Genomic DNA, 20,367 nt, shown 5'->3' on the forward strand with positions numbered 1-20,367 from the left:
AACTCCTGCTTTAGCGTCGTAGGAATGTTGATAAGTTTTTAAAACCCGTAGGGAAATTTTTAAAAAACTTATCAATCTTCCGGCAATTAAGTCTAAATTTGAATTCAATATTAACCCTAAAAAAGGTCAACGTATTTTAGGGTATGACAAAAAAAGCAGACATTAACCTTCAAAAGATAATCATAAATTACAGAAAAAATAATATGAGAAAACACATTTTACTTATTCTAACAATTTCATTAATTAGTTGTAAAGAACAAAAGAAACAGTCAAATTTAAATGCGGAAACAAAAGATCCTATTGAATTTATCCAAGAAAATGAAAAAAAATCTATGGAGAAACAATATGTTAATCTCGGAGATTTAATTTATACAATTGAATTTAATATTAAAACAGAAAATAAGAAAGATTATACAGATGGATTTATACCTTGGGCAAGTTTAGAAAATCCGAAACAGGATATTCCAAATTTAGTTGAAAAAGAAAAAATTGTGATAAAACAATCTTTGATAAAAATTATAATTGATTATCCTTTAACGAATCAATATGAATTTACTTTAACTTCAAACGAAGGATTTTCACGAGAACAATTACTATTAGAAATTAGTAATCATTATTACAAAGTTTTTGAAGAAGAAGAAAATACCGCAACTATAAAAACAACTCCAATTGACAAGAGAACAACTATGTATAATAGAAATCAAACAAATGGAAAATATGGAATTTGGGGACACGACATTGCTGATTTAGTTTTATCTTCTATTAACGTTTATAAAACAAAAAATGGAGAAATAATACTAACGCTGGATATTGAATCGTAAAAAAATTAACTGCCACCAGCACACGCTACAAGCAATTTGGGCAATTCGCTTAATGGAAAGTTGGTTTTGTATTTGGGCCATTTGGCAAAATCCGAAGAATAGGCATAATTTAGTCCCAAACCCGCTGTAGTAACGAGACGTTGGTTGAGATTTAAAAACAAACATTACGCATATGAGAATTTTTATTTCAGCCATTACTTTTTTTTTTTTTTTCATACATATGCACAAAATCAAAAAGCTGTAAAATGGATTGATGAAAATGCAATAAAAATTGAAGATGCAAATGCAGATACTAACCTTACGATATTCAATAATAATTTACCCCAGAAGTTTGCGCATTCAAAAATATTCGGATTCGGAGAAGCAACTCATCAAGGAAAAGAATTTTTCGATATAAAGGCTAAATTCTTTAAATATTTGGTTGAAACCCAAGATATCAAAGTGTTTATTATTGAAGATTCATACACTTCAGAGGCTGGAATAAACGAATGGATTTCTGGTGGAAAAGGAAATGTAGAAACTATTGCAAACAATTTTAGCATCGGATTTTGGTATTGTAAAGAAGTGGTCAATCTTTTGGAATGGATGAGGAATTATAACCTTAAAAAAACTAAGGACGAGCAAATTCGCTTTTATGGTATGGACATTCAAGTGGTAAAAAATATTAATCTGGAAATACGAAATTTAGTAAAAAAGTATACTATTCCTGTAAGTGAAGAACTTCTTTTAGTAGTTGACAATTGTGTAGAAAAAGAAGTGAAATACACAGGTAAGTCTGACTGGGCAGACATTCAAATTCCTAAACTAAAAAAAATTGAGAATATTATACTCGATTTTAGCAAAAGTCTAAAAAAGGAGAATATTGATGAGTTCAATTCAGTAATAAGAGCCTTGAATTATATATCGAAATACACCTATTACGTACAAAATCATTACAGTCAAGATAGAGATTTGAAGATGTACGAAAACGTTAAATGGATAGTGGAAAATAAATCAAAAAATGGAAAAGCTTTTATTTGGGCTCATAACGAACATATTAATAATTTTAAAGCTGGAAATTATAACACACGAAAGATTTATAATTTAGGCAGATATTTAAAAGAATATTATAAAAACGATTATTATAGTGTAGGGTTTGATTTTGGCACAGGGACACAAGCTGGATATTTTTCCAACAAGGACGAAAAACCAAGTTGGAAAAAAGTTGAATTAAAGGAACCATTTGCCAAAACTTATGCCAAAACACTTATTGAAGCAAAGGACGAAATTTACTTTATTGATATGTCTAAAGCATTAGATGGTAATTCCTCGGATTTCTTCAAAAGGGAGACAAAACAAATAGTAATAGGTGGTGGAGGTTTTAATCCAAAAGAAAATAATTTGCATCAAAAAAAGTTTTCAGAAATGTACGATGGATTAATCTTTGTAAAAAATATTACACTTCCGACTAATAATTTGATTGCGAAATAAACGTTTTACAATAGCAACTTCTAGAAATACACAACTTTGGAAAGAAAAATTCTATTTTACATTTGTTTAATGACAATTGTAAGTTGTAAAAAAACAACTGAAGTAATTGTAAAATTTCCTAAATTAAATACTGAAATAGGAAGTAATTTTCTAAATCTTGACAGTATTCATAACACAAATGAAAAAATGATAAAAGTATCTGGAAAAGATGTTAACAAATTAATAGCATCAAAAACAGATAGTTTAATTTGGATAACTTCAAGCAAATACCTAGATCATCGAATTTTTGGATATGAAATACCAAACATAAACTCAAAAAAGCTGATTTTGATTTCTTCTTTTACTGCGGATGTGGAAAACAATCCGTTTGTGTTACCGCTTGGAGCGTATTATGAATTAGACAAAAATCACAAAGCAAAATTTTTAAAAAAAGAGAAAGAATTCATTGTCGCAAAAATTATCCTTTATGGAAAAGAAATGGAAAATGTTTACTTTGAAAAAAAATGGATTGAGTTTGACGACGAATAAAAACTAGCGGTAACAGCCCTTACACGCGATTTGAGTTCTAAGTTATACTCAAAGTTTGATTTGTACTTGGGGTGATTTACTTCGCTTGTTCGCTATCGCTCGAGTGGAAAAATCCAAAAGATTATGCTTCCTTAATCCCAAACTGATTGTATCGCAAGAACGTTAGCGGTAATTCCCACGCAGATTCATACATCTAAGACAATTAAAATAATAGTTTACGTATATATATAAACAATTAATTTAAAAAAAATGTAAAAAATAGCATACATTTAGTAAAAAATATTTTACATTTGTAAAAAATTATAAATATGAATTTACTTTTCAATCACAAATTTAAACAGATTTCAGGCTGGGTATTCTACCTTTCTATTCCTGTTTCCCTTTATTTACTTTTCACAGACAAATATGATGAATTACTTGTTACAAAAGTTTACTCATTATTTTCCTTTGAAAAAACTATTATAACCGAACATACAGAAAACATCATTGGTTCAAATGGATTTCACTGGATTAAAAATGGCTTGCTTGATGAAATACTAGCAACCTTAATTATTGTTTCTGGTTTAGTCAATTCTTTTTGTAAAGAAATTGTCGAAGATGAATTGATATCAAAACTTAGATCTGATAGTTTAACGTTATCACTTTATCTTAACTATGGCATTCTTATTCTTGCAAATATTTTGATATATGAACTTACATTTTATTATGTTTTAGTCTTTAACTTATTTATGATTATTCTATTTTTCAATTTGATCTTTAAATTCAAATTATACCAACATTATAAAAGTTAAAGATGAATAATAAATTGAAAATGTATCGAGTTAAATTTAACTACACACAAGATGACCTTTCAAAAAAATTGAAAGTATCAAGGCAAACAATTAATGCTATAGAAAACAACAAGTATTTTCCATCATTAGAGTTAGGCTTACAACTTGCTAAAATTTTGGATTGTAAAGTTGATGACCTTTTTAGTTTAGATTAATACTTATCACATTAATACAAAGAAAAAATGAAAAAGAAAATAATTTTCACAGTAATGATTATGCTATGTTGTGCAATATCATTTGGACAAGTAAAAAATAGCACAAAAAAAACGAAACGAATTAACACCTATCTAACCGAACTAGAAAAAGTTGGGTTTTCTGGAACTGTACTTGTTGAAATAAACGGGAACAAAGTCATTTCAAAAGGATATGGTTTCAGTGATAAAGAAAATTCAATAAAAAACGATCCAACAATAATTTTTAGCACAGGTTCTATTACAAAACAGTTCACTGCAACCGCTATATTAAAATTAGAAATGCAAGATAAATTATCAACTGCTGATAAAATTTCGAAATATTTTGAAAATCTACCAAAGGATAAAGAAAATATTACCATACACGACTTACTTAGACACCAATCAGGACTAAAAAGCAACGTTGGTAGCGACTTTGATAAAATAAGTCAAATTGAATTCATTGATAAAGTAATGAGTTCTTCTTTGCTTTTTGAAAGTGGAACAAGATTTTCTTATTCCAATATTGGTTATAGTTTATTAGCCATAATCATTGAGAAAGTTTCAGGAACTACTTACGAAAATTATTTATATAAAAACTTATGGAAACCTGCTGAAATGGAAACAACAGGATATTCAAGACCTAATTTTAACATTAATAAAATTGCTATTGGTTATTACAGAGATGGCAAAGTTTGGGGGAAATCAAATGATAAAAATTGGGATATTGACGCACCTTATTGGCATCTAAAAGGAAATGGCGGAGTATTTTCCACAACAGAAGATATGTATAAATGGCATAAAGCATTGCAGGGTGAACAAGTATTATCAACAGAGGCGAAAAAAAAATTATATCATCCAAAAATAAGAACAGAAGAAAACTACAACACTATATATGCATATGGTTGGGACGTTTCACAGACAAATAGAAAGACAAACCGAGTTTGGCACAATGGAACAAACAATATTTTTTATGCCGATTTTATGAGATATATTGATGAGGGTGTAACACTAATTATGCTTTCAAATAAGTCACATCAAACAAACTTTGACCAATTGAACTTTGAGTTATCCAAAATGATATTTGATAAAAATTATAAGCCAATCATTCCTATTGCTGACAATGAAGTCAATCAAAAATATTCTCAAAACTTAATTGAAATAATTTCGAGTCAAGGCCTTGAAGCTGGTAAAGAAAGCTATAATAAAAGACCTGCTAACATAAACATGTTAGAATACATTTTAAACGCAAAAGGTTACGAATTTTTAGCTCAAAAGAATTATGACAAAGCAATTAAACTTTTCATAATGAATATTTTTGCATTTCCAAAATCTGCAAATGCTTTTGACAGTTTAGGAGAAGCTTATATGAACAAAAGCGACAAAAATTTGGCTATTAAACACTATGAGAAAAGTTTAGAATTAAACTCAAATAATGGAAATGCAAAAGATATGCTTTTAGAATTGAGAAAATAACGACAATTGAAGCACTATCGCTAACAGCGGTTTGCAAAAATTGGGGTTTTGGTCTTGAATTTACACATTGTTTTGTACTTACAAAGTAAGTGTTTAATAGAATGTTTCGGGCTAACCAAATCTCCAACTTATTAAATCCGCAAAACGATTACACTCGATTTGAAAAAAAATATATTGACTCTATAATAAATTTCGATTTGATTTAAACCAACTAAAATTCTATTTTAAAATTATTTCAAAATGGTGCATGAATCAATCCATGCACCTTTTGTATTTTTAACCTTTCTATTATTTTACCTCGAATAATTTGGAGCTTCTTTCGTAATAGTCACATTATGTGGATGACTTTCGTTGATGCCGCTGGCGGTAATACGAACAAATCGTCCTGTTTCTTGTAAAGTTGGAATGTCTTTTGAACCACAATAGCCCATTCCGGCACGAAGTCCACCTATGAATTGTTGCATGCTTTCGTTCAATTCTCCTTTATAAGGAACTCGACCTACGATTCCTTCTGGAACTAATTTTTTGACATCGTCTTCGACATCTTGAAAATATCGGTCTTTTGATCCGTCTTCCATTGCTTCAATAGAACCCATTCCTCGATAGGATTTGAATTTTCTGCCTTCGAAAATAATAGTTTCTCCGGGAGATTCCATTGTTCCTGCCAGAAGTGAACCTAACATCACACAATCTGCACCTGCAGCAATTGCTTTAGGAATATCGCCTGTGTAACGAATTCCGCCATCGGCAATTACTGGAACTCCCGAACCTTTTAAGGCTGCAGCTACTTCGAGCACAGCAGAAAATTGTGGGAAACCAACACCTGCAATAACTCGAGTGGTACAAATTGATCCTGGACCAATTCCAACTTTAACACCATCGGCACCGTTTTCGACTAAATACAAAGCCGCTTCTGGTGTGGCAATATTACCAACAATAATATCTAAAGTGGGAAATTTTGATTTTACTAATTTCAATACATCAACAACACCTTTGGTATGTCCGTGAGCGGTATCAATAATTACGGCATCAACTCCAGCGTTTACTAATGCTGTTGCTCTTTCGAGAACATCAGCGGTAACACCAAGTGCAGCTGCAACGCGTAAACGACCAAATTTATCTTTGTTTGCGTTTGGTTTTTGTGTTAATTTGGTTATATCTCTAAAAGTAATTAACCCAACTAATTTATAATTGCTGTCAACCACGGGTAGTTTTTCGATTTTGTTTTCTTGCAAAATCCCTTCGGCTTCTTGCAATGTAGTTCCAACTGCTGCTGTAACTAGATTTTTAGAAGTCATTACTTCGAGTATGGAACGTGAATTTATTTTCTCGAAACGTAAATCTCGATTGGTTGCAATTCCTATTAATTTTCCGTTTTCGTCCACAATAGGAATTCCGCCAATTCCGTGTTCTTTCATCAACATTTTTGCATCGCCTACAGTTGAATTTAGAGGTAAAGTAACTGGATCGATAATCATTCCAGATTCTGCACGTTTTACTTTGCGTACTTTGGCTGCTTGTTGCTCAATGGTCATGTTCTTGTGCAGAACGCCAATTCCGCCTTCTTGTGCCATAGCTATTGCCATTGCGCTTTCGGTAACGGTGTCCATTGCTGCAGAAACGATAGGAACATTGAGTGTTATATTTCTGGAAAATTTTGTTTTGATACTGACTTCGCGTGGAAGTAAGTTTGAAAAATTAGGAACTAATAATACGTCATCGTATGTTAATCCTTCGCCAATAATTTTTGAGTTGTGTGCTACCATTGCAATTTGTAGTTGTAGTTAAATTGCGTGCAAATATAAGTAAAAGTTAGTAGTTATTTGCCATTTTCTGAAAAAACCTAACTGTTAGAAATTTTTATTAACTTGCTGGCATTTAATAAAATTATGGAGAGAACGATTGATATAGAAAACAGCCCAGAACAATTAAATGAATGGGTTTTAAAAAGTATAAACTTATTTAAAGACACAAATTATTTAGACCAAATTCTTGACGTTTATCCTTTTCAAATTGCATCACCAGAACGACTTGAAGCAAACGTGAGAAGAAGAATAATCAATGCTCATCAATCAAGAAGAACAAACGAATTAATACAAATTCTTAAAGAATTAACTAAATTTCCTTACGAAGACCCAATTTGGTTTTTACTTAAAAACATAGAAGGTTGTAATGATAATAATCCCGTTCAAATCCAAAGAATTGCAAATTCTTTATATTCTATGACAGCAGAAGAAACTGTTGTAAGACTCGAGTCAGCTCCAAAATTAAATACTACAATGGGACCAATGTTTAATGCTTGGTTAAGACAGAGATTTACCCTTTTACCTTTAAATCGTTTTCAAGAGTCAACAAACGGAATTTGCATTCTTGACGCTTCAGAAGAAATTGGTAAACAATACATTAATGAAATTCTTCATCAAAATTTAGACAAAAGACCTGACTTAATTGCAAAAGTAAACAATCAATTAATAATTGGTGAAGCTAAATGGATTGGACAACCAGGCGGAAATCAAGAAAAACAAGTGCAAGAAGTTCTAAAATTCTGTAGAAATCAAAGAGGAAACGTAATTAGAATAGGTGTTGTAGATGGTTTTCCTTGGTCATTATTTAATATCAACCATCGTTTAGTAAATAATAAAGAAGCGGTCAACATTCAAGAATCTGAATACGATATTGTTAGTGCATTATTATTAGAGGAGTATTTCGGACAATTTCTTAATCAATAGATACATATTCATAAAAATTACTTTTAACTTTTTCTTTTTTAAAGGTTTCCTTTATTACATCGAAAGATTGGTTAGAATTATCTATGCCTATCCAATTTCTTTTTAATTGATTTGCAACTAAAAGTGTACTTCCTGAACCTGCAAAACAATCCATAATAAGAGAATCTTTATTTGAAGAATTTAAAATAATTCTTTTTAATAAATCGTGATTTTTTTGTGTTGGATATTCAACATATGAAAGTCCTTTATCTTTAAAGGTCCAAACATCTTGAACTTTTTTTCCTTTATGTTCATTTGCAAAAACCATTTTTCTTGGGTTTCCATTTTCAGACCATTCAATCAAACCTAAATCGTCCAATCTAGTAAGTTCTTCCCTACTATATCTCCAATGTCGTCCTTTTGGCGGTAGAATTCCTTTCCATTCCTTTCCCGTATCGCCGTCAATTGTAATTCCCGGAGCGTGGATAGGATTTGTTGTATATCGTCCATAAACAGGATGGAATTTTGTAAAACTATCTATTTCCTCTTCTTTTGTAAGAGGTTCTTTGATTTCATTCCAAATATTTTTATCTCTATTTTTCGCATAAAATAATATCATATCCGAATAATTACCATAAGCATTTCTAGAAAAATTTTTAGGATTACATTTTATTCTTGTAATATCATTAATAAAGTTTTCGTAACCAAAAACTTCATCCATAACAATTTTGACATAATGACCAATCTTTTTATCAATATGCAAATAAATACTTCCACTTTCTGCCATAAATTCTCGTAATAAAAAAAGTCTTTTTCTTATAAACTCCAAGAACTCACTATTTACCAATTTATCAGAATAAGCAAGGTCATTTTCAATATTTGAAAAATTCAAACCTGTTCCGAAAGGTGGATCAATATAAATTAAATCAATTTTATTTTTATATTTTGGCAATAATGCTTTTAAAACATAATAATTATCGCCAAAAATCATTTTATTTGAAAAACTTTGATTTTCTTCATTAATAGTTTTCAAAAAACCTAAAGGTTTGTAATTTAGTATTTCAATTTCGTTAGATTTACCTTCATAATCTAAATAACAATTACGACTTTTCTTTAAATATAAAGTTTCAGGTTCTGAAACCATAGAATTATTTGAGAGAAAATTTTCAAATTCCTGATAAGAAACTCTATAACTTTTATTAATTTTTACAGCATTTAACTCTTTCTTTTGTATATATTTAGCAACAGTTTGTCTTGTGATTTTTAATGTTTTAGCAACATCATCAACGGTTAAAAAATTGTTATCCATAATTCATAATTTCACACAAAGTAACATAAATTAACACAAGTAAACAAGTGACATATATAAATAAAAACGGATTATAACAGTTGCTTACAAAAATTGGGGCACGATGCTTCGGAACCCAACTTCTGAAAGCCACGAAACGCAAGAAGTCAGAAGTTTTTTATGTTAAACCAGATTTTGATTTTAAAACTGCAACCCTAACCCAGACCGTAATGCAAAGCCTCGAAGGGAAAAATAACTATTTTTCTTGGGTTTAAAAAGCGACCAAAGGAAGCTATTTTAAAACTTTAGAAAAATGTTGTTTTGAGTGAGAGCTTGAAATGTAGGGCTGGATAAGTTTCGAAAAAAAAATTTAGTACTGTTTTAATCGGATTTGCTTTTATCGCGTAAAATAACGTTGAGCCCAAATTGAAAGGAAAGGCTTTTTGCTTTGCTTACATCACGATATTCCAAAAGATTGTCTGCTAGGATATAAAAATTGACTTTCCCGATGGTGGTCGAAACTCCTAATCCTATGTTTTTATAGGAAAAAGTATCGAGTGTGTATGTTGCTTTTGCTTCAAGTCCTTTTAAAAATTTGCGTCTGAAATAAGTTGTTAAAGCCACGAATGGAGTTTGCGGAGTTGACATGACATACAATTGTGCGCCAACTGTGTTTTTAAATTCAGCATTATTTCCTTGACAATTGCAACTTGAATCACGACCATCGCCAAAAGAGTATTGTACGGAAGCATTTAATTTTATAGGTCGCCAAGTGTTGTATTTTGAAGCAATGGTGTCAAAAGGAATGGCATCTTTAAATTCTTGAAATACGTCTTGTGTTGAATTTGGATCTGAAAAATTTGGTGCAATTCCATCGTATTTATAATACCCTTTGTAGGAGTAACTTTCGACATCTTTTGAATGTTTTATAAATCCTACATCAAGAATACTGGCGGTAATTTGTATATTTTTTTTGGGATAATAAGTAAAACCAGCATCGAAACCGAGTCCTAAATTTCCTCCAATCAACATTTTTTTTAAAATATCACTTTTTGCATTCCCACTGTAATCATTAGTATAATTTGATAATCCGGACGTGTTTACAAGGATATTTGCTGAAATAACCTGTTCATAAATAGTGTTTGTTGATGGAATGGTATAGAAATATCCAGAATTGTTTGTGGAGGAAACATTAAAAACACTCGAATAAATTTTGCCTCTTACGCCTACAATTAATTTTTCGCTAATATTTTTATGATATCCAAGATGAAACACGGAGAGCATTTCGGCTTTTGCATTTAAATCTCCTAAATTGAATATTTTACCTATATAATCTCTGTTTCCGTTTAAGGCTACTATTGCAGGATCTTTGGGCAAATAAGTCAACATATCGAACTCTTGATACAAACCGAAAGAGAGATAAGCTCCTTTTTGCCAATCGCCTATTTTAAAACCACCATTAAATAGTTCCAGTTGTTCGTTTAGGTAGACTTTATCCTTACTAGAAACTGCATCGAGTACATTTCGCAATTTTACATTAAAATCAATTCCATCATTTGCAAATAAATCATGGGCAGAAAAACCGCTAGATCCTATATTTGCTGATATACCAGACAATAACGGTATACCAACATACACTCGATATTTAAAATCAGAACCCGGATTTGTCAACAAAGATTGAGGTACAGCCGTGAAATTATACAGAATTTGCTTGTTTTGAGAAAAGCAATTTAAGGTTACAAATATCCAAAAAAACAGTTGTGATTTTCTCATTGTATCACTAAATAAACAGTGGCACTTGAACGTAATTTTAGACTTCCTGTACTGTTTTCGCTTAATATTGGTCCAGGTAGAAGGGTTAGATTAAATGAAATTTTAGCAGTTCGCTTCAATAAATCGAGTTTTGCGTTTTGAAAAACATCTGAAAAGGTTACTAAATTTGATCCGCCTGTATAGGCAGGAATTGCAAAATTAATAGTGTAAAGCGGTATTTCATTTGTGTCTAATAATACTGCACTTATAGAAAAAGCTCTGTTTATTGTATTATTAAATTCAAAGAAAAGATCAGCTCTTTGCAAATTATCTTTAAAAAAAGTATCACGAAAAACATCAAAGTTCGATGCTGCTATTGAAAATGTTTGCTCAACTCCACCGGAAACTAATTGATTCGCAGGAACTTCAAAAGAAGCTAAATTTGCTACTATAACAGGCTCTATTTTAATATCATTGACCTGATTAAAATCTAAATCGCTGGAGCACGATAAAGTCAAAATGGAAAGAAACACTATTGCTGAAAATTTATTCATAAATTCATTGACTTGGGGAATATATAACGAAACCATAGTTGTTTTATTGCTTTTTAATGAAAGGTTTTAAATAATAATGAGGCTTCATTATAGGCGTTTTCAAAACTTATTGCGTTACTATTTGTATTTTCGTTTTTAGAAGTTAAATAATTTAGAAGTTTTTCTGTTGGCATATTGCCTGTCAATTCATCCTTTGCCATTGGACAGCCACCAAATCCTTGTATTGCGCCATCAAATCTACGGCAACCTGAACCGTATGCAGCATCAATTTTTTCGAGCCATTTATCTGGCGTAGTATGAAGATGTGCGCCAAATTCGATGTTGGGATATTTTGGAATTAAATTCGAAAATAAATAGGCAATAACATCAGGAGTCGAACTCCCAATAGTATCCGAAAGAGAAAGAATTTTCACACCCATTGCTGCCAGTTTTTCGGTCCACTCGCCTACTATTTCGACATTCCAAGGATCGCCATATGGATTTCCAAATCCCATCGATAAATAAGCCACAACTTCTTTATTGCTTTTATCTGCGATTTCTAGAATTTCTTGCAAAGTAATTAAACTTTCGGCTATGGTTTTGTGGGTATTACGCATTTGGAAATTCTCCGAAATAGAAAATGGAAAACCCAAATATTGAATTTCATTGTATTGTGATGCCAAAATTGCGCCTTGTGTATTGGCAATAATAGCGAGTAGTTTACTCCTGGTTTTTGATAAATCTAATTGTGACAAAACAGCTGCAGTATCTTGCATTTGTGGAATGGCTTTTGGGGAAACAAAACTTCCAAAATCGATAGTATCAAAGCCTACAGCAAGTAAAGATTGAATATAATTTACTTTGTGAGCAGTAGGAATAAATGTCTTTATGCCTTGCATAGCATCACGTGGACATTCTATAATTTTTATTGCTTCCATAGAAACTCAAAGGTAAAAAAGTTTAAAAGGTTTTATTGATTTTCTAAAATCTTTTTATTGATTGCCTTTACTAAACTTGGTCCTTCATAGATAAATCCGGTGTACAATTGTATTAAACTCGCTCCAGCTGCTAACTTTTCGATTGCATCTTCTGGCGAATGTATTCCTCCTACTCCAATTATTGGGAAGGCTTTGTTACTTTTTTCGGACAGAAATCGGATGACTTCTGTGGAGCGTTTTGCTAATGGTTTCCCGGATAATCCGCCAGTTTCAGTTTTATTTTCAGATTGCAATCCTTCTCGAGCAATGGAGGTATTAGTTGCGATAACACCCGCAATTTTGGTTTCCTTGATAATATCAATGATGTCAAGTAATTGCTCATTAGTCAAATCAGGAGCGATTTTTAGAAGTATGGGTTTTGGGCTTTGGGTTTTTATATTTTTATTCTGAAGGGTTTGCAACAATTGTGTAAGTGGTTCTTTATCTTGAAGTTCTCGAAGATTTGGAGTGTTTGGCGAACTCACATTGACTACAAAATAATCGACGTAGTCGAACAAAGCATCAAAACATTTTTCGTAGTCTGATATTGCATCACTATTGGGAGTTAATTTATTTTTGCCAATGTTTCCGCCTATCAAAACACCAGTATTTTGTTTTAACCGCTGAACGGCTTCATGAACTCCACCATTATTAAAACCCATTCTGTTTATTATGGCAGCATCTTCTTTTAATCGAAACAAACGTTTTTTTGGATTCCCTTCCTGTCCTATTGGTGTGAGTGTTCCAATTTCAATAAAACCAAAACCAAAATTTGATAACTCCTTATATAGTTTTGCATCTTTATCAAATCCTGCAGCAAGTCCAACAGGGTTTTTGAATTTTAATCCAAAAACTTCTGTTTCCAAACGATGGTCGTTTACTTGGTATAAAAACCTAAAAAGAGCTGAAAATCCTGGTATTTTAGATACAAGTCTAATTATTGAAAAGGTAAAATAATGCACTTTCTCTGGGTCAAACCAAAAAAATATGGGACGAATAATAAGTTTATACATTTTGCTAAATTATGTGTTACAAAAATAGAAAAAAATATGTTAGCTGATAAAAGGTAAATTAGTAAGAAAATAAATACTATCCTATTTGTTTTTTTATTACTTTCGTTAATCCCCAGAGCAAAGCAAATCAGCTATTTATACAAATTATACTTCTAAATATATTTTGATGCTTAAAAATAATTCTATTTTAATTGTTGAGGATGAAATGATTATAGCTGCAAATATCTCCTTGCAACTCACTCATTTGGGATATGAAGTAACGGGAATAATTCCAAGAGCAGAAGAAGTTTTACCCATTATTCGAGAACATACTCCCGATATACTTTTAATGGATATTAATTTAAAAGGCGATTTAGATGGTATTGAGGTAGTGCAATTAATTCAAAAAGAATATAAAATCCCCGTTATTTATTTGACTGCAAACTCAGACGAAGCTCATTTCAATAGAGCCAAAACTACTAATCCGTATGCTTTTATTTCTAAACCATTTAAAAAATTAGATTTACAACGTGCGATTGAGTTGACTTTTGCTCGTATTCAAGAAGAACAAAAACGTGAAAAAAACTTTGAATCAGAGTCTGTAGAGCCTTTTATTTTGAGTGATTGCATTTTTGTACGCAGCCATGACAAAATGGTTAAGGTCAATATTAATGATATTCTATACATTGAAGCAGAACGTAATTATTGCAAAATTCATTGTAAAGACAAAGAACATTTAATGGTAATGACACTCAAAGATATTGAAGAAAAATTAACCACTAATACACTCAAGCGAATTCATCGCTCCTTTATTGTCAATCTATCACACATTGACGAGATTGCCACAAGCCATGTGGTTATTGCCAAAAAAGCCATACCGTTGAGTGCAGATTTAAAGAGAGAATTACTACAACACATTCAAAAAGTATAATTTTTCTAATTCCTTGTTTATGAAAAAATTAATACTATTTTTTTTTCTATTTAGTATTAGTAAAGGATTTGCTCAATCTCGTATTATCGAAAAACGTTCCGTAGCAAAACTATTCGAACTAAGTAAAACACTTCAAAACAAAGCACTTTGGTTCCAAGAAATGCCTCAATACAATCATGACAGCTCCGATTATTATTTTAAAAAATCAAGAGCATTACTCAAAACAAATCCTTCTAAGTATAATGAAGAATTAGCAACATCGTATTTGCAACAAAACAATGTTTTACAAATTTATAATTCCTATCACAGCATGGATTCTATTGCGCTTGTAGGTTGGTCTTATTTAAAAAAAATACCTGAAAACAAACAAAATAAATTTTTAGAATATAATTATCTAATAAACTGGTCATTTATTAAACAGGAATTAGGAGAGAAAAAAAATGCATTAAAGCTGTTTTCCAGTGCATTATTACTATCAAAAGATTTTAAAACCCCAGAATTGCTTGCCAAAGTTATGAAAGATAAAGGCACTTTTTACGAAAGATGTCATCTTGAAGAAGAACAAAATTTAGCCTATAGTTATTTATCTAAAAGCCGTTCCTATTATGAAAAAAAGGGCATAGAAAATAATGCATTAGAGTTATTTCCAATCTACAAATCACTCGTAGGATACTTTGATTTTTACAGTAAGGATTCTGTTTGTCATTATTCTAATCAAATCGAATTGCTTTTAAAACACATCCAGAAACCACAAAATCATGCTTGGTATTACGTTACTTCTGGAAGAGATTTAGTCACATATCCGCTCAAAGGCGACACAATTATTAGTCCAAAGCAATATGATAAAGGAAAAAATAATATCATAAAAGCTCTAGTGATTTTAGAAAAATACAAAATCAATCACAATAATGTTAAACCCTATGCTTACGGAATATTAGCCGATTTATACCTGAATGAAAAAAAATATGACTTGGCAATAAGCAATTATAAAAAAAGTAAAGAAGGCTACTTGTTTATGAAAAATCGTAAAGGTGTTATCGATATGACGTCATTTATAGCCAAAGCCTACAATCAAAAAGGAGATTTAGTAAACGCTTTAGCACAGTATAAATACTATTTCGAGGAAGCTTTGATTTATACAAAAGAGCAAAACGAACGAGGTTTGAGAGAGAATGAGTTACAAATAGATTTACTTAAACAAGATAAAAAACTCATCGAAAAACAAAACCTACAAACTATATTTATTATTGCTATACTCATTGGTTTACTATTACTTGCGTGGTCTTATTGGAATTATAACTTAAAACAAAAAAGTAACATTAAACTAGCCGAACTTAATAATGATTTGGAGTCCAAAAATATTTTACTCGATTCTAAAAATGCAGAAAACGAATTGCTACTCAGAGAAATACACCACAGGGTGAAAAACAATTTAGAGATAGTCTCGAGCTTACTCGCATTACAATCGTCTCAAATTGATGATCCCAATACTAAAGATGCTATGACCGAAAGTCAGAATCGCGTGAACTCTATTGGCATCGTACATCAAAAATTGTATCAAGGCACAAATTTAGGCGCAGTAGAAATGAAAGATTATTTTCTAAATCTTACTGAAAGTATTCTTGATAGTTTTGGAGTTGAACAACGCGTTGTTTTAAAACTTGCTATGGAAAACCTAGATTTAGATATTGATACCGCTGTTCCGTTGGGATTAATAGTCAACGAGCTACTGACCAATTCAGTCAAATACGCATTTCCAGATGACGCTAAAGGAATAATTACTATTAAACTTCACAAACACGAAAACATACTTCATCTCGAGGTATCAGATAATGGTGTTGGAAAATCAGGCGTTACTTATGGAACCGGATTTGGTGGGCAACTCGTATCACTACTCACACAACAGCTCAATGGCACAATGACCGAAGAAAGTCAAAACGGAACTACTATTATTTTTGATTTTAAAATGAAAGCGGCTTAAAGAATTACGAATTTTAAATTATGAATTACGTGTCGGTGCAACTCCCTTTTCTTTGTTCTACACTCTACATTCTTTTTTCTATCCTCTATTCATTTCCCTCCGATAAATAAATCATACTCTTCGGACATTTTTTGACCCGTTTCGTCCTAACTCACTTTGTATTCTTTTTGATTATCAGTTATTTAGTATTAGAATTAATAGTTAATTCTATCTAATCCATAAAAACTAATAATCATGAAAAACATTTCAGAATTAAAGATGAAGTCCCTATTTCTGCTTTTAATGCTTATTCCATTAGTGAGCATAAGCCAAACCAAAAATGTAATTTCAACAAGTAGAGTTTTTCCAAAAGTAGACAAGCAACTCGAATTTGAAAAAGCACTCGCAACTCATGCTCAAAAGTACCACACTGGTGATAATAAATGGCGCGTGTTTCAAATTCAATCCGGACCAGATGCTGGAGGTTTTCACATTGTTGAAGGACCAAAAACGTGGGAATCAGAAGACGTTCGTGGCGATATCAATATAGAACACAACAACGACTGGCACAAAAGTGTAACCATCCATTTAACTGATAGAAGTTCTCACGGATATTCTGTTTATATCGATTCGCTGAGCACAGTGGCTATTGGGGATTACTCGGATAAAGTACAAGTTACACATGTTTATCCTAAAATGGGTTACTCTTACAGAGTTGCTACAATGATAAAACAATTAAAAGCTGCTTGGGAAGCACAAGGTATAACGGCTGCGGTATATGAAGTCAACGCTTCTGGTGCGCCTCAATTTGCAATTGCAAGACGATACAAACAAGGATTAAAAGAAAAAACAGACGGTTTTAGAAAATCATTTGTGGATGCTTTCGAAAAAATTCATGGTAAAGGTTCATGGGGAATTTACAATGATAATGTTAAAGAGTATATCAATGAACAATGGAGCGAATTACTTTTTTACCGTGCTGATTTAAGTTCCAAATAAATAGCACTAAAAAAACAAACTTATTTTAATTTAATTTTTAAACCAAATAATTATGAAAACAATCAAACAAACTTTATTAGCAGTATCATTATTGTTAGTAGCAACATTTACAGTAACTGCACAAAACCAAATGTTCACGATCCATGCAGACTATGTAAAACCATCTATGGAAAAAGAATACATAAGCGTCTCTAAAGAATATGTAGCCGAATGTAAAAAACACAATTTACAAAACGCCGATTTCACAACGATACGATTAGACAACGGTACCTATTTGTCTTTCGAAACTATTACTAACATGGCAGCATTAGATACAGATTCTTCAAGTCCGTTAGCGGATAAAATGGGGAAAGAAAACTATCAAGCACTTCTTGCTCGTTTTAATAAATGCTACGACAGACATGGCAGTTATGTGATTAATCGTATCGAAAGTCTTACTTATATGCCAGAAGGTGCAAACGCTGCACAAGAAGGTAATAATTATAGAAAATACCATTATTTATATGTAACACCTTCGAACGCAGCTAGTGTTGGAGCAAAAATAAAAGCCATAAAAGATCTTTATGCCAAAAAAGGTTCTAAAATGTACTTCAGAGTCTATCATAGTGGTTATGGTACTTTAGGTGAATATTTTCTTATTGCAGTATCTGCAAAAGACGAACAAGCGCATGCTATACAATCAACTGAAAATAATAAATTATTAGGCGAAGAAATCAAACCACTAATGGATGATTTGCTCCAAAGCATTTCACGTTACGATCCAATGACGGGTTATATTAGAACTGATTTGAGCTATACTGCAACAAAATAATTGTTAATTCAAAACCTCAAAGGTTTTAAAAACCTTTGAGGTTTAACAAAAAGTTAATTAAAATGAAAAATAATTCCATTTTTTTTCTGGCATTCCTATTTGCTGGATTATTAACCGTTAGTTGCAAAAACAATAACAATACTTCTAAAATCTCTGATAAAGGCACTGCTTCGGTATTTGATTCAATAGCAATGAAAAAAATTATTGATGAAAAAACGAACAAGTTTACACAAGCACATATTACAAAAGACACTGCTTATCTGAATCACATCTTCACTCAGGATGCAAAAGCATACCCACCAAATTCCGATGCTGTAATTGGACGTGCAGCTATTGCAGTGGTTAATTCAGAATGGGTAAACTACGAAATAAAAGAATTTAGAGAAGAATCCACTTCTTTTTTTGGTAATGAAGATTACCTCATCGATGAAGGCAAATATTATTTACGTTATGGAGAAAATAATATAGTTGACAAAGGAAAGTACATAAATATTTGGAAAAAGGAAAATGGAGATTGGAAAATATATAGCAATATATGGAATACCAGTTTACCTGCAGTTGCTACAAAATAAATAGTTGTGTTAAAAAAGCTACCCATTGTAAATCTGCAAACCGTTAGAGTAACAAAATAAATAATTATTAATTCCAAACCTCACAATCCCGAAACTTCGAGATTGTGAGGTTTATTTAATCTGAATTAAAAATGAAAAAAGTAGGAATCATAGGTGGTTCTGGTTTCATTGGAAGCTACATCACCAAAGCGTTTTTAGACCATAATTTTGCTGTAAAAGTTTCAGCAACTGATATTACTCGGGAAGATAAATACCAACATTTGATGGCGTTTAACCATTCAGATAATTTGCACATCAGCGAATTGAATGTTATGGACAAAGCAGCATTGCAGGATTTTGTTTCTGATTGTGATATTGTTATTCACAGCGGAACGCCTTTTATATTAAATTTTGAAGATGTACAAACCGAATTATTCAACCCAACTATAAAAGGAACCGAAAATTTTCTCGATGTAGTTAGCCAATCACCACGAATTGAAAAAGTAGTTATTGTTGCCTCAGTTGCGGCTTGGAACACTAATTTTCCAATGCCAGCAGGAACTAAAAATGGCACAGATACTTTTGACGAAAACGATACTCGATTTACAAGTCCCGAAAGTCATCCGTATTGCCAAGCCAAGTTTATGGCAAACCAAGTAGTAGAAAAATTCATCAAAGAAAATCCTAATCTGTCTTTTGAAATTAGTTCTGTTTCGCCCGTAACGGTTATGGGAAAATCAATGTCCAATAGAGAAGATAGTACTTCCAGCGGTTTGCAATATTTAATCAAAAACAAAATTGCACCCGACGATTTCATACAAGCATTATACGACAACGATGTTTCGTTTGCTATTGTAGATGTTGAAGATGTTGCTTTTGCAACTTATAAAACCGCAACTACAATGGGATTACACGGAAAAGATTATTTATTGACGAGCGAAACCTATAAAATATCAGATCTGAATTTGTTGCTCAATCATCAAGAACCATTAGAAAAACCAATCATTATTTATAAAAACGATTTAGCTAAAAAAGATTTAGGAATTCAGTTTAAACCCGTAAAAGAAACTTTGAATAATTACAATAATTAAAAATTCATCAAAATGAAAACAATTTTACCGCTACTTTTTCTTTTTTTTTTCGGAATAATTCAAGCACAACAAACTCCAAATTTTACCTTTAATCATCTAGCATTATCAGTAAAAAATCTAGATGAATCGGCAATTTTTTACAAAGAAGTTTTGGGCTTACAAGAAATCACCAATAAAACCAAAATAGAGGGAATTCGTTGGTTCTCTTTTGGCGAAGGAAAAGAACTGCATTTAGTATCCATAATTAAGGAACCCGTTACGATTAATAAAGCAGTTCATTTGGCTTTATCAACCCAAAACTTTGAGGCGTTTGTGAAAACATTGGAAGCCAAAAAAATCCCTTATTCGGATTGGCCTGGAACTCCCAATAAAGTATCGTTGAGAGCGGATGGAATTAAACAAATGTATTTTCAAGACCCGAATGGCTATTGGATCGAAGTGAATAGTGTTGGGCAATAATAAAATTTTCAACCCTGTCA

Annotated in this window: 20 protein-coding genes; 14 read left to right on the forward strand and 6 right to left on the reverse strand. The window is 31.6% G+C overall.

Annotation, left to right across the window (positions count from 1 at the left end; translation table 11 throughout):
* Positions 1-203: 203 nt before the first annotated feature.
* The 6 genes from RMO53_RS08840 to RMO53_RS08865 all read left to right on the forward strand — a co-directional run bounded on the left by RMO53_RS08840 (position 204) and on the right by RMO53_RS08865 (position 5,295).
* Positions 204-821: a hypothetical protein gene (locus tag RMO53_RS08840; protein WP_310379776.1), complete on the forward strand. Its 618-nt coding sequence runs from the start codon at positions 204-206 to the stop codon at positions 819-821.
* 144 nt (positions 822-965) lie between these two features.
* A complete protein-coding gene (locus RMO53_RS08845; protein WP_310379778.1) occupies positions 966-2,291 on the forward strand; it encodes an erythromycin esterase family protein in 1,326 nt (441 codons plus the stop codon).
* Between the two features lie 69 nt (positions 2,292-2,360).
* Positions 2,361-2,819, forward strand: a complete 459-nt coding sequence (locus tag RMO53_RS08850) for a hypothetical protein (protein WP_310379779.1) — start codon at positions 2,361-2,363, stop codon at positions 2,817-2,819.
* A 308-nt stretch (positions 2,820-3,127) separates the two neighbouring features.
* Positions 3,128-3,610, forward strand: coding sequence for a hypothetical protein (locus RMO53_RS08855; protein ID WP_310379781.1), 483 nt, complete (start codon positions 3,128-3,130; stop codon positions 3,608-3,610).
* A 20-nt stretch (positions 3,611-3,630) separates the two neighbouring features.
* Entirely contained in the window at positions 3,631-3,804 is a 174-nt protein-coding gene (locus tag RMO53_RS08860) for a helix-turn-helix transcriptional regulator (protein ID WP_310379884.1), read from the forward strand.
* 27 nt (positions 3,805-3,831) lie between these two features.
* Entirely contained in the window at positions 3,832-5,295 is a 1,464-nt protein-coding gene (locus RMO53_RS08865) for a serine hydrolase (protein WP_310379783.1), read from the forward strand.
* A 293-nt stretch (positions 5,296-5,588) separates the two neighbouring features.
* Here RMO53_RS08865 and guaB read toward each other — a convergent pair whose 3' ends face one another.
* A complete protein-coding gene (gene guaB / locus RMO53_RS08870) occupies positions 5,589-7,061 on the reverse strand; it encodes an IMP dehydrogenase (protein ID WP_310379785.1) in 1,473 nt (490 codons plus the stop codon).
* Positions 7,062-7,184: 123 nt separating this feature from the next.
* On the opposite strand from guaB, the gene RMO53_RS08875 reads away from it, so the two are divergent.
* Positions 7,185-8,024 (forward strand): hypothetical protein, encoded by an 840-nt coding sequence (locus tag RMO53_RS08875; RefSeq protein WP_310379787.1) that lies wholly within the window; start codon positions 7,185-7,187, stop codon positions 8,022-8,024.
* Here RMO53_RS08875 and RMO53_RS08880 read toward each other — a convergent pair.
* From RMO53_RS08880 to RMO53_RS08900, 5 genes are all read right to left on the reverse strand, one after another.
* Entirely contained in the window at positions 8,014-9,312 is a 1,299-nt protein-coding gene (locus RMO53_RS08880) for a DNA methyltransferase (protein ID WP_310379789.1), read from the reverse strand. The two genes, RMO53_RS08875 and RMO53_RS08880, sit on opposite strands and share 11 nt — an antisense overlap.
* 360 nt (positions 9,313-9,672) lie before the next feature.
* Positions 9,673-11,064: a DUF5723 family protein gene (locus tag RMO53_RS08885; RefSeq protein WP_310379790.1), complete on the reverse strand. Its 1,392-nt coding sequence runs from the start codon at positions 11,062-11,064 to the stop codon at positions 9,673-9,675.
* Positions 11,061-11,597, reverse strand: a complete 537-nt coding sequence (locus RMO53_RS08890) for a hypothetical protein (RefSeq protein WP_310379792.1) — start codon at positions 11,595-11,597, stop codon at positions 11,061-11,063. Before RMO53_RS08890 ends, RMO53_RS08885 begins: the two co-directional genes overlap by 4 nt.
* A 53-nt stretch (positions 11,598-11,650) precedes the next feature.
* Entirely contained in the window at positions 11,651-12,514 is an 864-nt protein-coding gene (locus RMO53_RS08895) for a hydroxymethylglutaryl-CoA lyase (RefSeq protein WP_310379794.1), read from the reverse strand.
* Between the two features lie 32 nt (positions 12,515-12,546).
* Positions 12,547-13,566 carry a quinone-dependent dihydroorotate dehydrogenase gene (locus RMO53_RS08900; protein WP_310379795.1) on the reverse strand — a complete coding sequence of 340 codons (1,020 nt, stop codon included), beginning with the start codon at positions 13,564-13,566 and terminating at the stop codon, positions 12,547-12,549.
* A 166-nt stretch (positions 13,567-13,732) separates the two neighbouring features.
* On the opposite strand from RMO53_RS08900, the gene RMO53_RS08905 reads away from it, so the two are divergent.
* The 7 genes from RMO53_RS08905 (at position 13,733) to RMO53_RS08935 (ending at position 20,347) form a co-directional block, all read left to right on the forward strand.
* Positions 13,733-14,476, forward strand: a complete 744-nt coding sequence (locus RMO53_RS08905; RefSeq protein ID WP_310379796.1) for a response regulator — start codon at positions 13,733-13,735, stop codon at positions 14,474-14,476.
* Between the two features lie 19 nt (positions 14,477-14,495).
* Entirely contained in the window at positions 14,496-16,457 is a 1,962-nt protein-coding gene (locus tag RMO53_RS08910; RefSeq protein ID WP_310379798.1) for a sensor histidine kinase, read from the forward strand.
* A 234-nt stretch (positions 16,458-16,691) separates the two neighbouring features.
* Positions 16,692-17,435: a hypothetical protein gene (locus RMO53_RS08915; protein WP_310379800.1), complete on the forward strand. Its 744-nt coding sequence runs from the start codon at positions 16,692-16,694 to the stop codon at positions 17,433-17,435.
* Between the two features lie 52 nt (positions 17,436-17,487).
* On the forward strand, positions 17,488-18,246 hold the full coding sequence (locus RMO53_RS08920; RefSeq protein WP_310379802.1) for a hypothetical protein: 759 nt from the start codon (positions 17,488-17,490) through the stop codon (positions 18,244-18,246).
* 62 nt (positions 18,247-18,308) lie between these two features.
* On the forward strand, positions 18,309-18,818 hold the full coding sequence (locus tag RMO53_RS08925) for a nuclear transport factor 2 family protein (RefSeq protein ID WP_310379804.1): 510 nt from the start codon (positions 18,309-18,311) through the stop codon (positions 18,816-18,818).
* A 131-nt stretch (positions 18,819-18,949) separates the two neighbouring features.
* The gene (locus RMO53_RS08930) at positions 18,950-19,888 is read left to right on the forward strand and encodes an NAD-dependent epimerase/dehydratase family protein (protein WP_310379806.1); all 939 of its coding nucleotides are present in this window, start codon (positions 18,950-18,952) and stop codon (positions 19,886-19,888) included.
* 12 nt (positions 19,889-19,900) lie between these two features.
* A complete protein-coding gene (locus RMO53_RS08935; protein ID WP_310379808.1) occupies positions 19,901-20,347 on the forward strand; it encodes a VOC family protein in 447 nt (148 codons plus the stop codon).
* Positions 20,348-20,367: the final 20 nt, after the last annotated feature.

This window comes from Flavobacterium sp., assembly GCF_031409475.1.
In the GTDB taxonomy this organism is placed as follows: Bacteria; Bacteroidota; Bacteroidia; order Flavobacteriales; family Flavobacteriaceae; genus Flavobacterium.

Coding starts and splice junctions, on each gene's coding strand:
- RMO53_RS08840 (WP_310379776.1), top strand. CDS start 204: ATGAGAAAACACATTTTACTTATTCTAACAATTTCATTAATTAGTTGT.
- RMO53_RS08850 (WP_310379779.1), top strand. CDS start 2,361: ATGACAATTGTAAGTTGTAAAAAAACAACTGAAGTAATTGTAAAATTT.
- RMO53_RS08855 (WP_310379781.1), top strand. CDS start 3,128: ATGAATTTACTTTTCAATCACAAATTTAAACAGATTTCAGGCTGGGTA.
- RMO53_RS08860 (WP_310379884.1), top strand. CDS start 3,631: ATGTATCGAGTTAAATTTAACTACACACAAGATGACCTTTCAAAAAAA.
- RMO53_RS08865 (WP_310379783.1), top strand. CDS start 3,832: ATGAAAAAGAAAATAATTTTCACAGTAATGATTATGCTATGTTGTGCA.
- guaB (WP_310379785.1), bottom strand. CDS start 7,061: ATGGTAGCACACAACTCAAAAATTATTGGCGAAGGATTAACATACGAT.
- RMO53_RS08875 (WP_310379787.1), top strand. CDS start 7,185: ATGGAGAGAACGATTGATATAGAAAACAGCCCAGAACAATTAAATGAA.
- RMO53_RS08880 (WP_310379789.1), bottom strand. CDS start 9,312: ATGGATAACAATTTTTTAACCGTTGATGATGTTGCTAAAACATTAAAA.
- RMO53_RS08885 (WP_310379790.1), bottom strand. CDS start 11,064: ATGAGAAAATCACAACTGTTTTTTTGGATATTTGTAACCTTAAATTGC.
- RMO53_RS08890 (WP_310379792.1), bottom strand. CDS start 11,597: ATGAATAAATTTTCAGCAATAGTGTTTCTTTCCATTTTGACTTTATCG.
- RMO53_RS08895 (WP_310379794.1), bottom strand. CDS start 12,514: ATGGAAGCAATAAAAATTATAGAATGTCCACGTGATGCTATGCAAGGC.
- RMO53_RS08900 (WP_310379795.1), bottom strand. CDS start 13,566: ATGTATAAACTTATTATTCGTCCCATATTTTTTTGGTTTGACCCAGAG.
- RMO53_RS08905 (WP_310379796.1), top strand. CDS start 13,733: ATGCTTAAAAATAATTCTATTTTAATTGTTGAGGATGAAATGATTATA.
- RMO53_RS08910 (WP_310379798.1), top strand. CDS start 14,496: ATGAAAAAATTAATACTATTTTTTTTTCTATTTAGTATTAGTAAAGGA.
- RMO53_RS08915 (WP_310379800.1), top strand. CDS start 16,692: ATGAAAAACATTTCAGAATTAAAGATGAAGTCCCTATTTCTGCTTTTA.
- RMO53_RS08920 (WP_310379802.1), top strand. CDS start 17,488: ATGAAAACAATCAAACAAACTTTATTAGCAGTATCATTATTGTTAGTA.
- RMO53_RS08925 (WP_310379804.1), top strand. CDS start 18,309: ATGAAAAATAATTCCATTTTTTTTCTGGCATTCCTATTTGCTGGATTA.
- RMO53_RS08930 (WP_310379806.1), top strand. CDS start 18,950: ATGAAAAAAGTAGGAATCATAGGTGGTTCTGGTTTCATTGGAAGCTAC.
- RMO53_RS08935 (WP_310379808.1), top strand. CDS start 19,901: ATGAAAACAATTTTACCGCTACTTTTTCTTTTTTTTTTCGGAATAATT.